This window comes from Glaciimonas sp. PCH181 (assembly GCF_003056055.1).
GTDB lineage: Bacteria > Pseudomonadota > Gammaproteobacteria > Burkholderiales > Burkholderiaceae_D > Glaciimonas.
Genome location: NZ_PYFP01000002.1, coordinates 1,415,204 through 1,431,611 on the forward strand (window position 1 = coordinate 1,415,204; position 16,408 = coordinate 1,431,611).

The 16,408-nt window shown below is 52.6% G+C and carries 20 protein-coding genes; 15 read left to right on the forward strand and 5 right to left on the reverse strand.

What is annotated here, in order from left to right:
- Positions 1–70: 70 nt before the first annotated feature.
- Entirely contained in the window at positions 71–262 is a 192-nt protein-coding gene (locus C7W93_RS19595; protein WP_225869984.1) for a cysteine-rich CWC family protein, read from the forward strand.
- Between the two features lie 2 nt (positions 263–264).
- On the opposite strand, the gene C7W93_RS19600 is transcribed toward C7W93_RS19595, so the two are convergent.
- Genes C7W93_RS19600 through C7W93_RS19610 form a run of 3 tightly spaced genes read right to left on the reverse strand, consistent with a single transcriptional unit; the run spans position 265 to position 2,706 of the window.
- Positions 265–999: an SPOR domain-containing protein gene (locus C7W93_RS19600; protein ID WP_108441913.1), complete on the reverse strand. Its 735-nt coding sequence runs from the start codon at positions 997–999 to the stop codon at positions 265–267.
- A 40-nt stretch (positions 1,000–1,039) separates the two neighbouring features.
- Positions 1,040–1,828: a type III pantothenate kinase gene (locus C7W93_RS19605; RefSeq protein ID WP_108441914.1), complete on the reverse strand. Its 789-nt coding sequence runs from the start codon at positions 1,826–1,828 to the stop codon at positions 1,040–1,042.
- A gap of 2 nt (positions 1,829–1,830) precedes the next feature.
- Entirely contained in the window at positions 1,831–2,706 is an 876-nt protein-coding gene (locus C7W93_RS19610) for a biotin--[acetyl-CoA-carboxylase] ligase (RefSeq protein ID WP_108442236.1), read from the reverse strand.
- Between the two features lie 141 nt (positions 2,707–2,847).
- Here C7W93_RS19610 and C7W93_RS19615 point away from each other — a divergent pair, with 141 nt between their 5' ends.
- The 12 genes from C7W93_RS19615 to C7W93_RS19670 all read left to right on the forward strand — a co-directional run bounded on the left by C7W93_RS19615 (position 2,848) and on the right by C7W93_RS19670 (position 12,387).
- Positions 2,848–4,020 carry an MlaE family ABC transporter permease gene (locus C7W93_RS19615; protein WP_370446487.1) on the forward strand — a complete coding sequence of 391 codons (1,173 nt, stop codon included), beginning with the start codon at positions 2,848–2,850 and terminating at the stop codon, positions 4,018–4,020.
- An 8-nt stretch (positions 4,021–4,028) separates the two neighbouring features.
- Positions 4,029–4,820, forward strand: a complete 792-nt coding sequence (locus C7W93_RS19620) for an ABC transporter ATP-binding protein (RefSeq protein ID WP_108442238.1) — start codon at positions 4,029–4,031, stop codon at positions 4,818–4,820.
- An 8-nt stretch (positions 4,821–4,828) separates the two neighbouring features.
- Positions 4,829–5,776, forward strand: a complete 948-nt coding sequence (locus C7W93_RS19625; RefSeq protein WP_108441915.1) for an MlaD family protein — start codon at positions 4,829–4,831, stop codon at positions 5,774–5,776.
- Between the two features lie 12 nt (positions 5,777–5,788).
- Complete coding sequence (locus C7W93_RS19630; protein ID WP_108441916.1) at positions 5,789–6,427, forward strand: ABC-type transport auxiliary lipoprotein family protein; 639 nt, start codon at positions 5,789–5,791, stop codon at positions 6,425–6,427.
- Positions 6,428–6,485: 58 nt separating this feature from the next.
- Positions 6,486–7,643: a VanZ family protein gene (locus C7W93_RS19635; RefSeq protein WP_108441917.1), complete on the forward strand. Its 1,158-nt coding sequence runs from the start codon at positions 6,486–6,488 to the stop codon at positions 7,641–7,643.
- Between the two features lie 41 nt (positions 7,644–7,684).
- On the forward strand, positions 7,685–8,056 hold the full coding sequence (locus tag C7W93_RS19640) for a ferredoxin (RefSeq protein WP_108441918.1): 372 nt from the start codon (positions 7,685–7,687) through the stop codon (positions 8,054–8,056).
- A gap of 107 nt (positions 8,057–8,163) precedes the next feature.
- Positions 8,164–8,799: an alpha/beta hydrolase gene (locus C7W93_RS19645; RefSeq protein ID WP_108441919.1), complete on the forward strand. Its 636-nt coding sequence runs from the start codon at positions 8,164–8,166 to the stop codon at positions 8,797–8,799.
- Between the two features lie 250 nt (positions 8,800–9,049).
- On the forward strand, positions 9,050–10,201 hold the full coding sequence (locus C7W93_RS19650; protein WP_108441920.1) for a D-alanyl-D-alanine carboxypeptidase family protein: 1,152 nt from the start codon (positions 9,050–9,052) through the stop codon (positions 10,199–10,201).
- Between the two features lie 269 nt (positions 10,202–10,470).
- Positions 10,471–11,325, forward strand: coding sequence for a D-amino acid aminotransferase (locus C7W93_RS19655; RefSeq protein ID WP_108441921.1), 855 nt, complete (start codon positions 10,471–10,473; stop codon positions 11,323–11,325).
- A gap of 115 nt (positions 11,326–11,440) precedes the next feature.
- Positions 11,441–11,716 carry a DUF493 family protein gene (locus tag C7W93_RS19660; RefSeq protein ID WP_108442239.1) on the forward strand — a complete coding sequence of 92 codons (276 nt, stop codon included), beginning with the start codon at positions 11,441–11,443 and terminating at the stop codon, positions 11,714–11,716.
- Positions 11,717–11,806: 90 nt separating this feature from the next.
- Positions 11,807–12,094 (forward strand): type II toxin-antitoxin system ParD family antitoxin, encoded by a 288-nt coding sequence (locus C7W93_RS19665; protein ID WP_108441922.1) that lies wholly within the window; start codon positions 11,807–11,809, stop codon positions 12,092–12,094.
- Between the two features lie 35 nt (positions 12,095–12,129).
- Complete coding sequence (locus C7W93_RS19670; RefSeq protein ID WP_201747296.1) at positions 12,130–12,387, forward strand: type II toxin-antitoxin system RelE/ParE family toxin; 258 nt, start codon at positions 12,130–12,132, stop codon at positions 12,385–12,387.
- 45 nt (positions 12,388–12,432) lie between these two features.
- Here C7W93_RS19670 and C7W93_RS19675 read toward each other — a convergent pair whose 3' ends face one another.
- A complete protein-coding gene (locus C7W93_RS19675) occupies positions 12,433–13,347 on the reverse strand; it encodes a transcriptional regulator GcvA (protein WP_108441924.1) in 915 nt (304 codons plus the stop codon).
- A 232-nt stretch (positions 13,348–13,579) separates the two neighbouring features.
- On the opposite strand from C7W93_RS19675, the gene C7W93_RS19680 reads away from it, so the two are divergent.
- On the forward strand, positions 13,580–13,906 hold the full coding sequence (locus C7W93_RS19680; protein WP_108441925.1) for a DUF2917 domain-containing protein: 327 nt from the start codon (positions 13,580–13,582) through the stop codon (positions 13,904–13,906).
- 126 nt (positions 13,907–14,032) lie between these two features.
- Here the strand turns inward: C7W93_RS19680 and C7W93_RS19685 are convergent, their stop codons facing one another.
- Positions 14,033–14,635, reverse strand: a complete 603-nt coding sequence (locus tag C7W93_RS19685) for a YigZ family protein (RefSeq protein ID WP_108441926.1) — start codon at positions 14,633–14,635, stop codon at positions 14,033–14,035.
- A 341-nt stretch (positions 14,636–14,976) separates the two neighbouring features.
- Here C7W93_RS19685 and C7W93_RS19690 point away from each other — a divergent pair, with 341 nt between their 5' ends.
- A complete protein-coding gene (locus tag C7W93_RS19690; RefSeq protein WP_108441927.1) occupies positions 14,977–16,401 on the forward strand; it encodes a lyase family protein in 1,425 nt (474 codons plus the stop codon).
- Positions 16,402–16,408: the final 7 nt, after the last annotated feature.

A 16,408-nucleotide genomic window follows, 5' to 3' on the forward strand; every position in this document is an offset into this window, starting at 1 on the left:
TTGTGAAGAGGACAAATAATCCTACCATTTGTTCCCTCCGGCAACACGTTAAAAGAGACGCATGACGATGATGCAATGTCCTATTTGCAATGCGCAATTTAGTTGCGGCGCTGCGACCCATAGCACCACGCCTTGCTGGTGTCAGGCGTTGCCCGTGCTTAATGCGCCAGCGCCGTCTGCAAATGTGACAGCGTCGACGACATGCTATTGCCCAACGTGTTTACAACATTTATTGACATTGCAGCCATCTGATCTGAAATAAACTTATTCGCAGCTGCGTATTTCCTGATGCGGAAAGCTGGTCATGATTTTGTCAAATACGGCTTTATCGCCCACGCTTAATGCCTGCAATTGAAACGCAACTTTAATAGCGGTCGCGTTGCGCGGGGCGATCTGAAGTCCGGCGATGCCTTTTTTCTCTAATAATTTCACCTGTAGCTGCGCGGCTTCTTCCATCTTAAAAGTGCCGAGCGAAATGCCGTAAAGCAGTGGCGGCTCTTCTTGGATCACAAAAAAATCGGTAATGCCAAGCGCGCGTAGTTCGGCGGCCTTTTTGTTCGCCGCTTCTTTGCTGCCCAGCGTTGGCAAGAACACTCTATAACTGCCGACTTCCTGAATTTCACGACGGCTGGCGCTGAGGCGGGGCGCTAACTCTGCCAGCTGGCTAGAAAATCTGCGCGCCTCGGCAGCGTTGAAATTGCCGATTTCGGTGCAAGCGGCAGGCGCAGCAGAGATAGCGGAGGCTGGGGGTGTTGCGGTGCCAGCGTTGCTAGCTTGCGGTGCCGACGTGCTGACGCCAGCTGAAGTTGCCGCCGTATTTTTTGGGCCGGCCAGATCAGTGGCTGCCATCAATTTTATTTTATCTGCCTGAAGTTGGCTGGTGAGTCTCGCAGGTTCGCGGCCACTGCTGACTATCCCGGCATCGTCCAGATAGCCGCGTTGTAACGCGAACAGGCCGACATTGCCGAGTACCAGCAACCAGAAAATGAATTTCAACATGACGTTTCTACACTCTTTATGACGATAGCTTGATAGTCGTTCAGCATGCGGTTTCTGCGGCGATGACGGTCCATAGTCCGGTCAGGACAAGATGATCGACGCGTTCGCACGGCATCGGCAGATAGGGCGCTATGACTTCTGCGCTGCCGCCGGTGATGATGCATTTGATGGCGCTTCCCGCATGCTGCTGCGTCTGTAATGCCAAGGCGTGCGAGATTGCGCCTACTTGCGCAGCGATGCAGCCGCTGATGATCGCATCGTCGGTGTTGTCGGCAAACGGCGCGGTGATCACAACGTGATGGACAATCAGCGGTAGTTGCGCGGTGCCGCCCGCCAATGCATTCGCCATCAAGCCCAAGCCCGGTAAAATCATGCCGCCCATGAACACGCCATCGGCGCTGATCGCATCGATGGTGGTAGCCGTGCCGCAGGTGGCGACTAATAGTGCTTGCTGCGGATATAAGCGATGCGCGCCAATCGCGGTGGCAAAGCGATCGCAACCGAGCTGAGTTGGGTTGCGGTAAGCGTTGCGTATTCCGGCCAGTTGCGGGGCTGAGGCAAACCATTTCGGGACAACACTGGCACCAAAAGCACGTTGCAGCAATTGCAGCAAACGCTCCCCGATGAGATGACCAGCGACGTTAGAAATGAACACGCGCGTGACGTTAAGTCCGCGCCAGAAAGTTGGCAGATCAGCCATTTCGCCATGCGCAACAGAGCCGTATTCGCGCCAGACCGGCACGGCCTGCGCGCCGCCATCGGCACTTGGTACGTCAGTTAAAGCCCACTTTATGCGCGTATTGCCCGCATCAATGAATAACATGCCCATGCTTACTCTTCCTTGGCGCGTAACGAAATGTCGCCTGCCATGATAGCGATAGGCCGACCATCCTGCGATGTTTGCAGCAAAAAACGGCCGATTTCATCGATGCCCAGTGCTGTGCCTTCATGCAAGACCTTGCCCTGATCCAGAATAACCACTTGCTGACCCGCATGCGCGTGAAGTTGGTTCCATTGGGGAACGAAGGGGGCCAAACCATGTTGTTCAAATTCTTCCAGCGTTTGCCGCAGACTGCGTAATAACGTTGCCATGAGCAGATTTCGGTCAGATTCGGCGGCCGGCGGCAGTGGCAAATTGGCGACGCTGCGACCTAGTTGGTGTTGCATCTCGGTTGGCATCGCGATATTGATCCCAACCCCAATTACGGCCCAACTGGATTGCGCATTGTTCACCTCATGCGGTGCGCCATTCGCGGTTTCGATCAGAATACCGCCTAGTTTGGCCCCATTCAGCAGCAAATCGTTAGGCCATTTCAGGCGGATGCCGTGATCGGTCGGATAGGCCAGCGGTGCCCCGGACGCTTGTACCAAATAGGTGTTGAGTGCAGTCACAATCGCCACGCCGATAGCTAGTGGCAGCCCAACCAGTTTTTGCAACGGTTGCTCGAAGCGCCATGCCAACGAAAACATTAACGCCGCAGAGGGTGCAGAAAGCCAGGTCCGCCCGGCGCGACCACGACCGGCGGTTTGCTGTTCGGCGATCAGCAGCATCGGTGTCATAGGCGCATCGTTAGCTTGCGGCGCTTGTATTCTTGCTAATAAATCGGCATTGGTCGAGCCGGTTTCGGCCACCACCTCAATCGTGATTTGATCGGGATGGAGCGTGGAAAGGGCAAAGATAAGCTCGGCAGAAAGTGAGGATGTCATGCCGCGCATTGTAACGGGATGCTGGCTGAGGTCAAATAGTTGCCCGCATGTATTTAATGGCGGCAGCCGATGACAGTGGGCTTTTGCCTATAAAACCCCGGAGAGTGAGATTTTGTTTGAAATCTCACTTAAACTTGTCCCATGCCAAATCCCGCCGTTCAACTTCCCTCTGTTGCCATTTCCGCGCTAAACGACGCTGCACGCGCTAACGACGGTCGCAACAGTGGCGCAACGACGGTCACGGTCAGCGGAAATTGGCAGGTCCATACGCTTACGCAACCGGGCGTCATGCGCAGGTTGCAGGTTGCTTTCAAAAAGCTGGCAGCGCGCAGCCAGCAAAGCGATCTGCGCTGGGATTTATCGCAAATCGATGCGATTGACCATATTGGTGCGCAATTATTGTGGAACGCATGGGGCAAAAAACGTCCGCCCGCGTTGACGATGGCGCGCCAGCAACGTGCATTCTTCCAGCGGCTAGAGGAGGCCGGACCGTTGGCGGTGCCGCCTGCTCCTCCCAGAAGGCGCTTGTTTAATGTCATTTATGACTGGTGGTGCGTCGGGTTTGATCATTTAAGCGGGTTTGTGGCGCTGTTGGGCCAATTTGTTTTGGATCTGGCGCGGATGTTGCGCTTGCCGCATCGGGCACCGTGGAAAGAAATTTCGGCGAATATTTATCATGTCGGTTTTCAGGCGCTGGGGATTACCGCGATTGTCGGCTTTCTGATCGGCGTAGTGCTATCGTTTCTCTCGGCACAACAATTGCATACCTTTGGCGGCGATGTGTATCTGGTGAATATTTTGGGGATGAGTATCATCCGCGAACTGGGACCCTTGCTGGCGGCGATTTTAGTCGCCGGGCGTTCCGGTTCATCGATTACCGCCCAGCTTGGCGTAATGCGGGTAACGCAAGAGCTCGACGCAATGGAAGTAATGGGTTTGCCGCACGGTTTCCGTTTGATCCTGCCGCGCGTGATTGCCTTGTTGGTGGCGATGCCGCTGTTGGTGATCTGGACCGATGCGATGGCCTTGTTGGGCGGGATGACCGCAGCGCAAGTGCAGCTGGGCATGTCGCCTACGTATTTTTTGCAGCAATTACCGGGCGCGGTGCCATTGCCAAATTATCTGATCGGGCTTGGCAAAGGCGCGGTATTTGGCGGATTAATTGCGATGGTTGCCTGCCATTTCGGGTTGCGGATTGAACCTAATACGGAGAGCCTGGGTCAAGGGACCACAACCTCAGTCGTCAGCGCGATCACGATTGTGATTCTGGCCGATGCCGTATTTGCCATTGTATTTAGCGGGGTCGGATTTTGATAGCACATTTGTCCCCACATTCAGCCCAGTCCTTACCAAGCGCGCCAGCGGTTATTCAGATCGAAAAACTCTGGACGCAATTCGGTCAAACCGTGATTCTGCAAGATCTCGATCTGACGATCCAACAAGGCGATATCGTTGGCATTGTTGGTGGTTCCGGCTCTGGAAAAACCACGTTGGTGCGCCAGATACTGGGTTTGCAACGGCCTACACGCGGCAAGATTTCTGTATTTGGCACCGATCTTAGCCGTGCTAGTGTGGATCAGATGGCTGCATTGCAAAACCGTTGGGGCATGTTGTTTCAGATGGGCGCGTTATTTTCTGCCCTGACGGTGCTCGATAATGTGGCGCTGCCGATGCGAGAATTACGTGCGCTGCCAGAAACGCTGGTCAAGGATGCGGCATTACTTAAATTGCAATTAGCCGGTATCGGTCCCGAGCACGCGCTCAAAATGCCCTCCGATTTATCCGGCGGCATGATTAAACGAGTCGCATTGGCAAGGGCGTTGGCGTTAGAGCCGGAATTACTCTTTTTGGATGAGCCAACCGCTGGGCTCGATCCGGCGTCATCGGCGGCCTTCGTTAAATTAATTCTGTCGCTGCACAAAGATATGCACCTGACCGTGGTGATGATTACCCATGATCTGGAGTCGTTGCTGGGTCTGTCTACCAAAGTCGCCGTGCTGGCTGAAAAGCGCATTATTGCCTATGACACGCCGGAACAGGTGATGAAAGTCCGGCATCCGTTTATCGAAAATTTCTTCCTCTCGGCACATTGCGAGCAGGACACAGTGGGTTAGGGTGCATCATGGAAAATAAAGCGCACGCATTGATTGCCGGACTGTTCACCGTCGCCCTGTTGGCTGCGGCCATTCTCGGCGTGATGTGGTTCAACAGCGACCGGGTAGAACGCGTGCCCTACGAAATCGCCACCAAACTATCGGTGCCGGGGCTGAATCCCCAGGCTGACGTGCGCTATCGCGGGCTGGATGTCGGCAAGGTCGATAGCATCGTTTTTGATCCGCAAGTCCCCGGCCAGATTCTGATTCGCCTAAAAATTAATCTCGATACGCCGATGACCCACGCCACTTTTGGCACGTTGGGCTATCAAGGCGTGACCGGGCTGGCCTACATTCAACTAGACGATGACGGCAGCAATCCCGTTAAATTGGCAAGTAACGTGGCTAAACCGGCAAGGATTGCGTTGCGTCCCAGCCTTTTCGATAATATTCAAAGCAAAGGCGCAGCCATTTTGATGCAGGCTGAAGCCACTGTTGCCAAGCTGAACGGCTTGCTTGATCCGGTTAATCAAAAAGTGATGATTGCGGCATTTAGCGATGTCAGTAACGCGGCCAATGAATATGCGGCAATTCCGCGCCAGTTACAGCCGACGCTGATCAAGCTGCCGGTGATGACCGAGCAATTAAGTCAGGCGCTGACCTCGATCACGGCGCTGTCAAAAAACATGTCGGCGCTGAGTAATAATCTGAATGCTTTGACCGCTAGTTTGCAGTCGCCCAACGGCCCAATGGCTAAGTTGTCGGGGGCGGTGGATAACGTCGGTTCTGTGGCCGACAGTGTGCAATACGACGCGTTGCCTCGATTTAATGCGTTGGCGACAGAGGCCGGGACATCCATGCGCAGCCTGAATCAGACGCTGGAAAACTTTAATCGTCAGCCGCAAAGTATTTTATTCGGTAGTGGCGGTGCGGCCCCGGGACCCGGCGAAGCAGGTTTTACTGCGCCAGCTAAATAAGACAGGAATGCCATGCACAAAAATACGCAAAATCGGCTCTTAAACAGCGTTCTGATCACGCTTGGCTTGCTGCTGATCGGTGGCTGCGCTACTAAAACGATTACTTATACGCAATATGATTTTGGCCCATTGCCGATTGTTGCCAGCGCTGCGGTGAGTCCTGCGGAAACGGCGACTTTACCAGCGCTTAGTCTTAGTTTGGCCGATGTTCATGCGCCGGTCTGGCTGGATACCACGATGATGATGTTTAGGCTGGCGTATGCCAACGATTTGCAGCCGCGTCCGTATGCGACTACGCGTTGGAGCATGCCGCCGCCGCAACTGTTCAGCCAGCGTCTGAAGGCGCGCATCAGTCTGGCTGGCGGCACAGTCGTATCGTTATCGGACGGTGCGGTGAACCTGCCCGTGCTGCGGATCGATATGGACGATTTCAGTCAGACTTTCGATAGTGCATCGCACAGCGTTGCCCAGGTGTCGATCCGCGCTTCGCTGTTTAATGGCCGGGTATTGGCGGCGCAAAAGACGTTTAGTCGCCAGATTGCGACGCCAACTGCGGATGCCGCCGGTGGCGCGCGGGCTTTTGCCACCGCTAATGATGCTGTGATCGATGATCTGATGGCATGGCTGACACGTTTACCGGTGAAGAAATGATGGCGTGGAAATTTCGCTCCTCTAGCGCGTGGTCTCAGCGCATCAAGGCGGGTCCACAATGACAGGTCGGTCGTCAACGCAAGGACAAAAACATTTGCCTTCGCTGCATTCGTCCTCGTTTGCGCGGGTCAGTCTGGTGATTTATTTGTTATTAATTGTCTATGCAAGTTGGTATCCATTTGCGGGCTGGCGCGATGTCGGGCTGGCTCCGTGGGCGTATCTGAGCGCGCCGTTCCCGCATTACTGGACCGTGTTCGATGTCTGGACCAATGTTGTGGGCTATATGCCATTGGGATTGCTGCTGGCGCTGGTACTGCCGCGCAAAATTCCGGTGGTGGCGACCGTCTTGCTGATCGCGATAGCGGGGATTTTATTTTCCGGCACGATGGAGGCGGTGCAAACGTATTTGCCGACACGAGTATCGTCTAATCTTGATTTGTTGACCAATAGTTGCGGCGGGCTGTTAGGCGGCATCATTGGGGTAATTATTCGCCATCGTTTTGGGCCAGACAGCAAACTACTCCAACTGCGTGAGCGCTGGTTCAATCGCGAAGCTAGCCACGGAATGGTGATGATCGCGCTGTGGCCGGTGGCGCAATTGGCACCGCTGAGTCATCTGTTCGGCTTTGGACAAGTGACATTGATGTTGTCGAACTGGTTGACGGATTGGTTTGAGCAGCCGATTGATCTGGCCGCATGGATGACGAACGATGCGCAACTCTCGGCCGAGCAATACTGGATGACAGAGACGGCGATTACCGCCTGTGGTCTGATTGGCGCAGGTTTAATGTTGCAAATCGTACTGCGCAAAGATGCGCCAAAAATCGCCTTGACCACGCTATTGATCGTGCTGACGTTGCTGGTGAAAGCATTTGCGTCGGCGTTGCTATTTACGCCCGACAATACGCTGGTCTGGCTGACACCGGGCGCATTGACAGGGTTGTTGACCGGTGTGACCATTTTGATTTCACTGGGGTTTGCGCCCCGTATGCTGCAACGCTGGGTCGCTGGCATCGCGGTCACCATCAGCTTGCTGATCGTCAATATCGTCCCCGACAATCCTTATTTCGTAGAAACGCTGCAAACGTGGTCGTTAGGCAAATTTCTTAACTTTAACGGCGCTGCCCAGTTTTTAGCGGTGTTGTGGCCATTTTTTACCCTATGGTTTCTATTTCATCCCATGCACCGTGCGAAACGAAAAGCCGCGGGTGTATGATTCTTGCTGACACTTTTTTCGCACTTTAGACAGATTCCGCCATGAGCAATCCCCCACTCGATACTGTTAACGACAACTTCACAGAGGCCGTCCCGGCAACCGCCCCGTATTACGCCCACCACGTCTTTTTTTGCCTGAACGAACGCCCTCCCGGTGACCGCGTATCTTGCGCGCATAGCGGTGCCCAGGCCGCCCAAGAGCACGCAAAGCGCCGCATCAAAGGACTCGGTCTGGCGGGCGATGGCAAGGTCCGCATCAACAAAGCCGGTTGCCTTGAGCGCTGCGAAGAAGGCCCGACGCTAGTGATTTATCCGGAAGGCGTTTGGTACACCTACGTTGATACAGAAGATATCGATGAAATTATCGATGTCCATATCGTCGGCGGAAAAATTGTCGAGCGCCTGAAAATTTAAGCAGCGATCCAAAATTTTCAATCGGACCTCAGACGCGTCGTTGCAAGCTGCTCATGTGCGCACGACGATGCGCCGTCCATCATTCGTCGTCATTACACTAAATATCCATGAACGCTCAGACTGAATCTTTTTCTATCACTGGCCCGGTCGGCCAGCTTGAATGCGCACTGGACCTGCCAGATAGCGCACAATTTCCTACGCCGCGTGGTCTGGCGCTGGTCGCGCATCCGCATCCGCTGTTCGGCGGCACCATGGACAATAAAGTCGCCCACACCTTGGCACGTGGCTTTTTAGCGCTGGGCTACGTGGCGGTGCGGATGAATTTTCGTGGCGTCGGCAAGTCTGAAGGCGTGCACGACGAAGGCCGTGGCGAAACTGATGACATGGCCGCGCTGCTCGCCCATATGCGCCAGCAATATCCTGACTTACCGTTGGCATTGGGCGGCTTTTCGTTCGGGACTTTCGTACAAGCGCAGTTACAGCAGCGCCTGATCGCCGACAATACGCCTGCCGAGCGGCTGGTATTGGTCGGCACCGCAGCCGGTAAATGGCCGATGCCGACCGTGGCTGCTAACAGTATTTTGATTCACGGCGAACTTGATGAGACGATTCCGTTAAGCGCAGTGTTCGAATGGGCGCGCCCGCAAGATATCCCGGTGATCGTGATTCCCGGTGCCGATCATTTTTTTCATCGGCGCTTGCAACATATTAAGAACCTGATGGTCGAAATGTGGCATCGCTGATATGCCGTTGGCAAAAAAGCCATTGAAGTGATGGCTTTTTGAGAAACGGCAGAATGATGCCTCAGTGTGGGCCAAATTGACACGGTCCCGGTTATATTGGCTAACTGACGGGGCTATAATTCTGACTTAATTGATTCGCGTAGTTCCTAGCTGCTTGCTTGACTGGTTCTGCATCCTTATTCATCTGTGCGATAGCTGCTGTGGCTGTCGTGCCAACGTCATTAATACCGACTTCATTTATCCCACCTTTATGAAAAAAATATTCGCAGCGTTAGCTGCAACACTCTTTTCCGCGACGGTTGCTTTTGCGCAGACCTTGCCTTCGCCTTCGGTCGCAGCCAAATCCTGGTTATTGCTGGATACTACCAGCGATCAGATCGTGGCCTCGCAAGATCCAGATTTGCGTGTTGAACCGGCATCGTTAGCTAAGATCATGACGGCTTACGTCGTGTTCGATGCGCTCAAGGATAAGAAGCTGACGCTGGATCAGATGGTGAACGTCTCGGTACGCGCATGGAAAGTCGATCCAAGCAGCTCAAAAATGTTTATCGATCCCGCGACGCCTGTATCGATTAACGATCTGTTGTACGGTTTGATGGTGGTGTCGGGGAATGATGCAGCAGTCGCGTTGGCAGAAGCGGTATCCGGCACTGAAGATGCGTTTGTCGTGCAGATGAATCGCGAAGCGCAACGGATGGGGATGAAGTCTACGCATTTTGGCAATCCGCACGGTTTGCCGAGCGCTGACACGTATACCACTGCGCGTGATCTGGGAGTATTAGCCTCGCATGTTATCGTCGATTTCCCTGAGTTTTATAAAATCGATTCGACCAAAAGTTTCACTTACAACAAGATCAAACAACCTAACCGCAATCGCCTGTTATGGTCCGATCCAACCGTTGATGGCATGAAGACTGGCCACACCAGCAGCGCCGGTTATTCGATCATTGCATCAGCTAAGCGTCCTAACGGTTCTGGCGAACGTCGTTTGCTGGCAATCGTCATCGGCACCACGTCGGATCAGACCCGTACGCAGGAAGCGCAAAAGCTGTTGAACTGGGGCTTCCAGAACTTTGATACGGTTAAGCTCTACGCCAAAGGTCAGGCTGTCGCTACACCGCAAGTCTGGAAAGGTGCCAAAAGCGAGATCAAGGTTGGCTTTAATCACGATGTCTTCGTCACCGTGCCAAAAGGCGTAGCTGAAAAAATCAAGCCAGTGCTAGAGCGCACTGATCCGCTGATCGCGCCTATCAGTCAAAACGACAAAATCGGCACGATGAAGATTACCGTTGACGGCAAGGTCCTGACTGAATTGCCAGTGCTGGCATTGGAAGAAGCCAATCAGGCGAGTATTTTTGGCCGGATCTGGGATTCAATCCGCTTGTTCTTCAAAAGACTCTGATCAGTTTGACGGCGCAAGTCGTTTAAGGAAGTCTTAATATCGCGGCAGCTTCGGCTGCCGTTTTCTATGGCGCGGCGGATCGAAGTAAATCGTAGCAAGGTGCAGAAAATCGCGGCCGATCGTTTTATGTCGCCATTTTTCGACACCAATATCCGATAAAAATAAGTCTTGCATGGCCCTTTCGTCGCGATTACGCATACTTTTTTTGCATACCCGCGTGATCTCGGCTGTGCCAGAATTAAAGCTCTCCCTTTTTCAAGAAAGCTATCATGCAAGATTCCATCGTCTATCTCAATGGCGTAATGACGCCGCTCTCTGAAGCGCGTATCCCCGTGCTGGATCGCGGCTTTATTTTTGGCGATGGCGTGTATGAGGTGATTCCTATTTATGCGGGCAAAGCCTTCCGTGCAGAGCATCATATGGCACGTTTATTTCGTAGCCTCGATGCTATCGCTATTCCAAATCCGCATAACAAGGAAGAATGGATGGCCTTGATCAATCAAGTCACTTCGGCGTTTGGCGGCGAAGATCAAATGGTCTATATTCATGTAACTCGTGGTGTCGCCAAACGTGCGCACGCATTTCCGAAAGAAGTGCTGACACCGACCGTTTTTATCATGACTAATCCGTTGGTGCTGCCAACCGAGCAGGTCCGCGCAAAAGGCGTATCCTGTGTTTCTATGGAAGATCAGCGCTGGCTGCATTGCGAAATCAAGTCGATTTCTCTTCTTGGCAATGTGTTGGCGGCGCAAAATGCGGCAGAGCATGGCGTAGTCGAAGCGATTCAATTTCGGGATGGATTCTTGACCGAAGCATCATCGTCCAACGTCTGGATTGTCAAAAATCGCGTATTAATGGCCCCGCCGAAGAACAATCTGATTCTGGAAGGCATTCGATACGGTTTGATCGAAGAATTGTGCGCCGCGCACGATATTCAATTTACCGCACGTCGGCTGTCCCGGGATGAAGTTTTTGAGGCTGACGAAGTGATGCTGTCCTCTGCCACCAAAGAAATTTTGCCGGTAACCGTGATCGACGGCAAAACTATTGGAAATGGCCAACCTGGCCCCATTTACAGCAAGTTATATCAGGCTTATCAAGGCGCGAAAGCCGCCTTGGTCTGATTGTCCTCCCAGCTCTGTATGCCGGGCGGACCGTAGCTTAAGCAGGGCCGTCCCCCGGTGATACGCTTTTCGTGTCACCCGAATATTTATAGAGCGTAGAGCGACCATTATGAACATGCCAATCATTCCTCCTGAAGAAAGCCTGATCGTCTATCCGAGCGATTTTCCGATCAAAATCATGGGCCCGACCCATGATGCCTTTGCCGAAACCATCGTCGGTCTGGTCGTGCAGCACGATCCGACTTTTCACATCGGCAAGCTGGAAGTGCGACCGTCAGCGAAGGGTAATTACACCGGGCTGACCGTGACGGTGTTAGCTACCAGCCGTGAGCAACTTGATAACTTATACAGCGCATTGTCTGCGCATCCGATGGTGAAAGTGGTGTTATAGCGCGCAGTCATTCTGGCATTTTTTGTTACAGCTGGTTTGTACTTGCTATTATGGTGTGAATAATTCCTACTATTTGACCGAGGTACGCCAATGACCACTGCAGAGAAAATTAGTATTGCCTTACCGCCAGAGATGGTTCGTATCGTCCGCAGCGCCGTTGCTACTGGCGAATATGCATCAAGTAGCGAAGTTATTCGCGATGCCTTACGTGACTGGACGTATAAGCGCAGCTTGCGTCAACAAGGTGTCGGTGAGCTACGCCAACTTTGGCAGGAGGCAATAAACGATAAGACGCCCGGTGTTTCGACAGACGAGGTACTTGATCGTCTTGAGCGAAAATATCAAGCTTTGGCGGACGCCGCTGATACACCAGGTTGACGCGCCTAGAACACTCCCGTTTTGTTCAGGATGATTTGGATGATATCGCTAACTATATTCTTCAAGATAGTCCCGGTTGCGCATTAGGGTTTCTTCGTGACATACGCATTAAGTTTGGTGATATTCAACGTAGTCCACTGATATATCAACTTCGTCCCGATATTGGCGAGGATGCGCGTATGGCAACCGTCGGCAGTTATGCAATTCTCTTTCGTGTCATGGGCGAGATTGTAAGAATTGAACGCGTAGCTTACATAGGTCGCAATTTACCGGATATTTTTGATCAAGAATAGAATTTATTTTTTAATAACTAAATTATGCCAAAGCAGTTGGCCCGATCATCCAGGCCAGCTGCTTTGTGCTTTAAATTCCGCGATTTCCGCCAGCAACCATTGGTGAAATGCCTGCACTTGCGGCTTGTTCATCGCTTCTGGCGTACAAGCAAAATAATACGCATTTGGGCAGAGCACTACGACATCAAATAGTCTTACCAAATCCCCCGAGGCGATTTCTTGCAATGCAATAGCATGCCGTGTCAGCGCAATTCCCTGACCATCCGAGGCTGAACGCAACACCATCGAGGCGTCTTCAATTCTCAAGCCGCTGCTAGGTTCGGGCAAAGACACCCCAGCCGCTGCAAACCATGGCTGCCAGGCTTCACCCAAATCCATCCGCAGCAACGTGCATTGCGCCAAATCCTGTGGCGTTTTGGGCAATTTTCCTTGCCGATAGCGCGGACTGGCCACCGGATAGTAATAGTCATCCATTAATTTCTCGACCACCATTCCCGAATACTGTCCCAGACCAAAGCGTATCCCGACATCAATTTGCTCCCGCGCCAGATCCTGTAATTGGCTGGACGATTGCAGATTGACTTCGGTATCCGGATGTAAATCGATAAATTTCCATAAACGCGGTGCCAGCCAGCGCGCTGCAAAGGAGGGCAACGCCGAGATAGCCAGACGCTTGCGTCGCGCATCGACTTTCAAGGCTTCTGCTGCCAACGCGATTTCTGTCAGGGCTTTGCGAATAGTTGTTGCAAAACGCTGACCCTGCTCAGTGATCGTAATGCGCTTTCCGTGGCGCGCAAACAACGTTATCCCTAATTCTTCCTCCAGCGCCCGCACTTGATGGCTAATTGCGCCGGGTGTCAGATGCACTTCTTCAGCCGCTCGCGAAAAACTGTCATAGCGCGCAGCCGCCTCAAATGCACGCAGCGCAGGCAAAGGCGGGAGTTTACGTAGGTCGGTCATGGCTTTGGGTGTTTCTAAGTGAATAAAATTAGCAAGGAGAAAGAAAATTACTCGTTTTGTTCTTGCGATACGGCTTACTAGAATGTACTTACCGACCTGACATTTAATTGCATTAATCCGAACGTTAGCCCTATTTACCCAGACAGATCGGCAACCAGAAGATTTTTGAGGCACGTATTTGCAGCAATTTTAGTACGAATTTAGCAATATAGCAGTAGTTCAACGGAGAAGCATGATGAGAAAATTATTCACTAAAGGTAGTCAACAATCCCTTACCCTGGACGCCGGTCAGGTAATGTCAGTTCAGACAGCGTCAGCAGAAACCTTGCAAGTTGTCTCCGGTCGCGTCTGGGTGACGGTTTCTGGTCAAAGTGATGATTATTGGTTAGGTGCTGGTCAGTACCTGAACGTTGCGGCGGGCGCGCATGTCGTGCTGGAAGCCGATAAAGGCCGCAGCCTGATCGAAGTGCGCCAGCAAACACCTACCGCAATTCCTGCTGCACGTAGCGTGCGACGTCAGCCACTCACGATGCCTGATAAGTGCATAGCAAATTGTTAATAGCTGACTGTTCGCTTACGACAGACTGATCGCGCTTTTTACGCATTACGTGTTGTTGAGATGCACGCTTATACGTGACACGTAATGCAGAGAGGCGCGATGAAAATTGTGTCATTTAGCGACTATTTACATTTCTTCTGTAGCATCGTCCAGCCACTGCAACGCGCCGTGGCATGCCTCATTCGCATCGCGTCGAAACGCAGGCGCAGCGACCAGCGGTAACGAAAAACACATACTCACCATTTCCCCATGGGTCACCTCGCCCAAGGTTGCGCCATTTTGCTGCAACAAGCGCCGCAACGGTCCTTCCAGTGCATACGGCACCGCAGCGCACAGCGTCGTCGTCGCCACCAATTCAATTTTTTCCGCCTGCAATAAAGCCTGCGCCACTGCATCGGTATAAGCCCGCACTAGCCCACCAGCGCCTAACCGTATCCCTCCGAAATACCGCACCACCACGGCCAATACCTGCTCCAAATCCTGATGACGTAATACATTCAGCATCGGCAAGCCAGCCGTGCCACCCGGCTCGCCATCGTCCGATGCACCGGAATGACCGCCCGCAAGCAAGGCCCAGCAAACGTGGTTGGCATTCGGATGTTCCACGCGCAGGCGCGCGACTTCCGCCAATGCTTCCGGACGCCCCGCCACCGCGGTGACAAAGCCAATGAAAACACTTTTTTTAATATCAATTTTGCTGTGCGCTGCTTGGACTAAGGTGAATGCCATTGAGGATAAACGTTAATAATTAGTGTGAGATGTTTGGCCAGAAAGTGACGATGGCCGATTTAATCCCGCGCCAAAATCGGTTTAATTATAAGTCCCGTAAGAATTACTTATAGTAGGTCGCTTTTCGGATGTGCTGAATAAGTTTTACCTATACTACAGCCAGTTCAACCAGATGTACTCGCTGCTGAAACAGGATAAGCATAGCCGCTTCTTCATTTAAAACGATAGATGAAATTCGTTGGTAATGAGGATCAACAACGGCGATGACAACGGCCCCCAATTTTGATAAGTGGCGTGGCCCCTGCGATGGCTGCGACATTGAAAAAGAATAGGATTTGTATATGGAAATACATCGGGAAACACAACGGGAAGCACAAAGAATTGAAATCGATAGCCTCGGTCAGCGAACGCTTCCAGCCGATGCATTGTTTGGCATCCATTCGCTGCGGGCGAGTGAAAATTTTCGTTATAGCGGTGAAACGCTCGCCAATTATCCGCGCTTAGTGCGTTGGCTTGCGAAGACAAAGATGGTGATTGCCATAGTCAATGGAAGAAATGACAAATTGACGACCGAGCAAAGCGACGCCATCGTTTTGGCATGTCTGGAATTGGCAGCGGGTCAACATACGCAGGCGCTGATCGTGGATGCGCTTGAAGGCGCTTGCGGCACCTCAATGAATATGAATATCAACGAAGTGATCGCCAATCGTGCGCTTCAGTTGATGGGGCACAACCCCGGACAATATCAATTTCTCGATCCGCTCGATCACGTTGCCTATGCGCAATCGACCAGTGATGTTTTACTTACCGCGACTAAGCTGGCGTTGATCGAAGAGGTGAGCGAACTGGTGGATACGGTGAAGCACCTTGGCGTTTCGCTGCGAAAAAAAGAACTGCAATATCGTGATCTCTTACGCGTGGCACGAACTTGCATGCAAGACTGCATGCCGATGCACTTGGGTCAGGCGTTTGGCGGCTATGCCGGACTGACAGAGCGATTAGCGCAAAGCCTGCAAGCACATCTTGATCTATTTTCAGTGCTGCCCATTGGCGGAACCGGGATAGGAACCGGGCTGGGAACGTATCCCGGTTATCGCCAAGCCGTGGTTGCTGAATTATCGGCGCTTGCCGGACGCGCGCTTTACCCTAGCGCGAATCTTTTCGATGCGATACAGAATATGGACGTGTTCGCGGCACTGTCGTCAACGGTGAAGACGGCGGCGTTGTCGCTCGGCAAGGTGGCGAACGATCTGATTTTGTTAAGTTCCGGGCCGCACGCCGGATTGAATGAGTTGCGGATGGTACCCGTACAGGCTGGTTCGTCGATGATGCCCGGCAAAGTTAATCCGGTGCACGCGATGGGTTTGGTGCAAACCGCCTATTTTGTGACCGGTCTGGATCACAGCGTGTCGCTGGCTGCGGCGAACGGACGTCTTGAAACTAACGACTACATGCCGCTCATTGCCGTATCACTTTTCAAAAGTATTCGGACTTTGGCTGCAGCGATTTCATCGTTTGACCGTCATTGCGTCCAATTGTTGACAGCGAATGAAGAAGTCTGCATGACGCATCTGCTTGACTCAATCGCGATTGCGCCGACATTGAAGCAGCAGCTTGGTTACAAACGGGCAGCGCAACTGGTTGAGCAATCACTTCGCTCCGGCCGCACCGCGATAGAGATAGCCATCGAAGAGGGGGTGATGAGTCGCCAGCAAATAATCGGTGTTCTGCATCAAAGCAGTTTGCACCCTGATGTTTCGGCTTAAGGGCGAT

Bases quoted from the DNA above. Each gene is read 5' to 3' on its own strand.
- C7W93_RS19640 (WP_108441918.1), top strand. From the start codon at position 7,685: ATGAGCAATCCCCCACTCGATACTGTTAACGACAACTTCACAGAGGCC.
- C7W93_RS19625 (WP_108441915.1), top strand. From the start codon at position 4,829: ATGGAAAATAAAGCGCACGCATTGATTGCCGGACTGTTCACCGTCGCC.
- C7W93_RS19635 (WP_108441917.1), top strand. From the start codon at position 6,486: ATGACAGGTCGGTCGTCAACGCAAGGACAAAAACATTTGCCTTCGCTG.
- C7W93_RS19665 (WP_108441922.1), top strand. From the start codon at position 11,807: ATGACCACTGCAGAGAAAATTAGTATTGCCTTACCGCCAGAGATGGTT.
- C7W93_RS19675 (WP_108441924.1), bottom strand. From the start codon at position 13,347: ATGACCGACCTACGTAAACTCCCGCCTTTGCCTGCGCTGCGTGCATTT.
- C7W93_RS19610 (WP_108442236.1), bottom strand. From the start codon at position 2,706: ATGACATCCTCACTTTCTGCCGAGCTTATCTTTGCCCTTTCCACGCTC.
- C7W93_RS19605 (WP_108441914.1), bottom strand. From the start codon at position 1,828: ATGGGCATGTTATTCATTGATGCGGGCAATACGCGCATAAAGTGGGCT.
- C7W93_RS19690 (WP_108441927.1), top strand. From the start codon at position 14,977: ATGGAAATACATCGGGAAACACAACGGGAAGCACAAAGAATTGAAATC.
- C7W93_RS19645 (WP_108441919.1), top strand. From the start codon at position 8,164: ATGAACGCTCAGACTGAATCTTTTTCTATCACTGGCCCGGTCGGCCAG.
- C7W93_RS19650 (WP_108441920.1), top strand. From the start codon at position 9,050: ATGAAAAAAATATTCGCAGCGTTAGCTGCAACACTCTTTTCCGCGACG.
- C7W93_RS19600 (WP_108441913.1), bottom strand. From the start codon at position 999: ATGTTGAAATTCATTTTCTGGTTGCTGGTACTCGGCAATGTCGGCCTG.
- C7W93_RS19655 (WP_108441921.1), top strand. From the start codon at position 10,471: ATGCAAGATTCCATCGTCTATCTCAATGGCGTAATGACGCCGCTCTCT.
- C7W93_RS19660 (WP_108442239.1), top strand. From the start codon at position 11,441: ATGCCAATCATTCCTCCTGAAGAAAGCCTGATCGTCTATCCGAGCGAT.
- C7W93_RS19630 (WP_108441916.1), top strand. From the start codon at position 5,789: ATGCACAAAAATACGCAAAATCGGCTCTTAAACAGCGTTCTGATCACG.
- C7W93_RS19680 (WP_108441925.1), top strand. From the start codon at position 13,580: ATGATGAGAAAATTATTCACTAAAGGTAGTCAACAATCCCTTACCCTG.
- C7W93_RS19595 (WP_225869984.1), top strand. From the start codon at position 71: ATGCAATGTCCTATTTGCAATGCGCAATTTAGTTGCGGCGCTGCGACC.
- C7W93_RS19685 (WP_108441926.1), bottom strand. From the start codon at position 14,635: ATGGCATTCACCTTAGTCCAAGCAGCGCACAGCAAAATTGATATTAAA.
- C7W93_RS19615 (WP_370446487.1), top strand. From the start codon at position 2,848: ATGCCAAATCCCGCCGTTCAACTTCCCTCTGTTGCCATTTCCGCGCTA.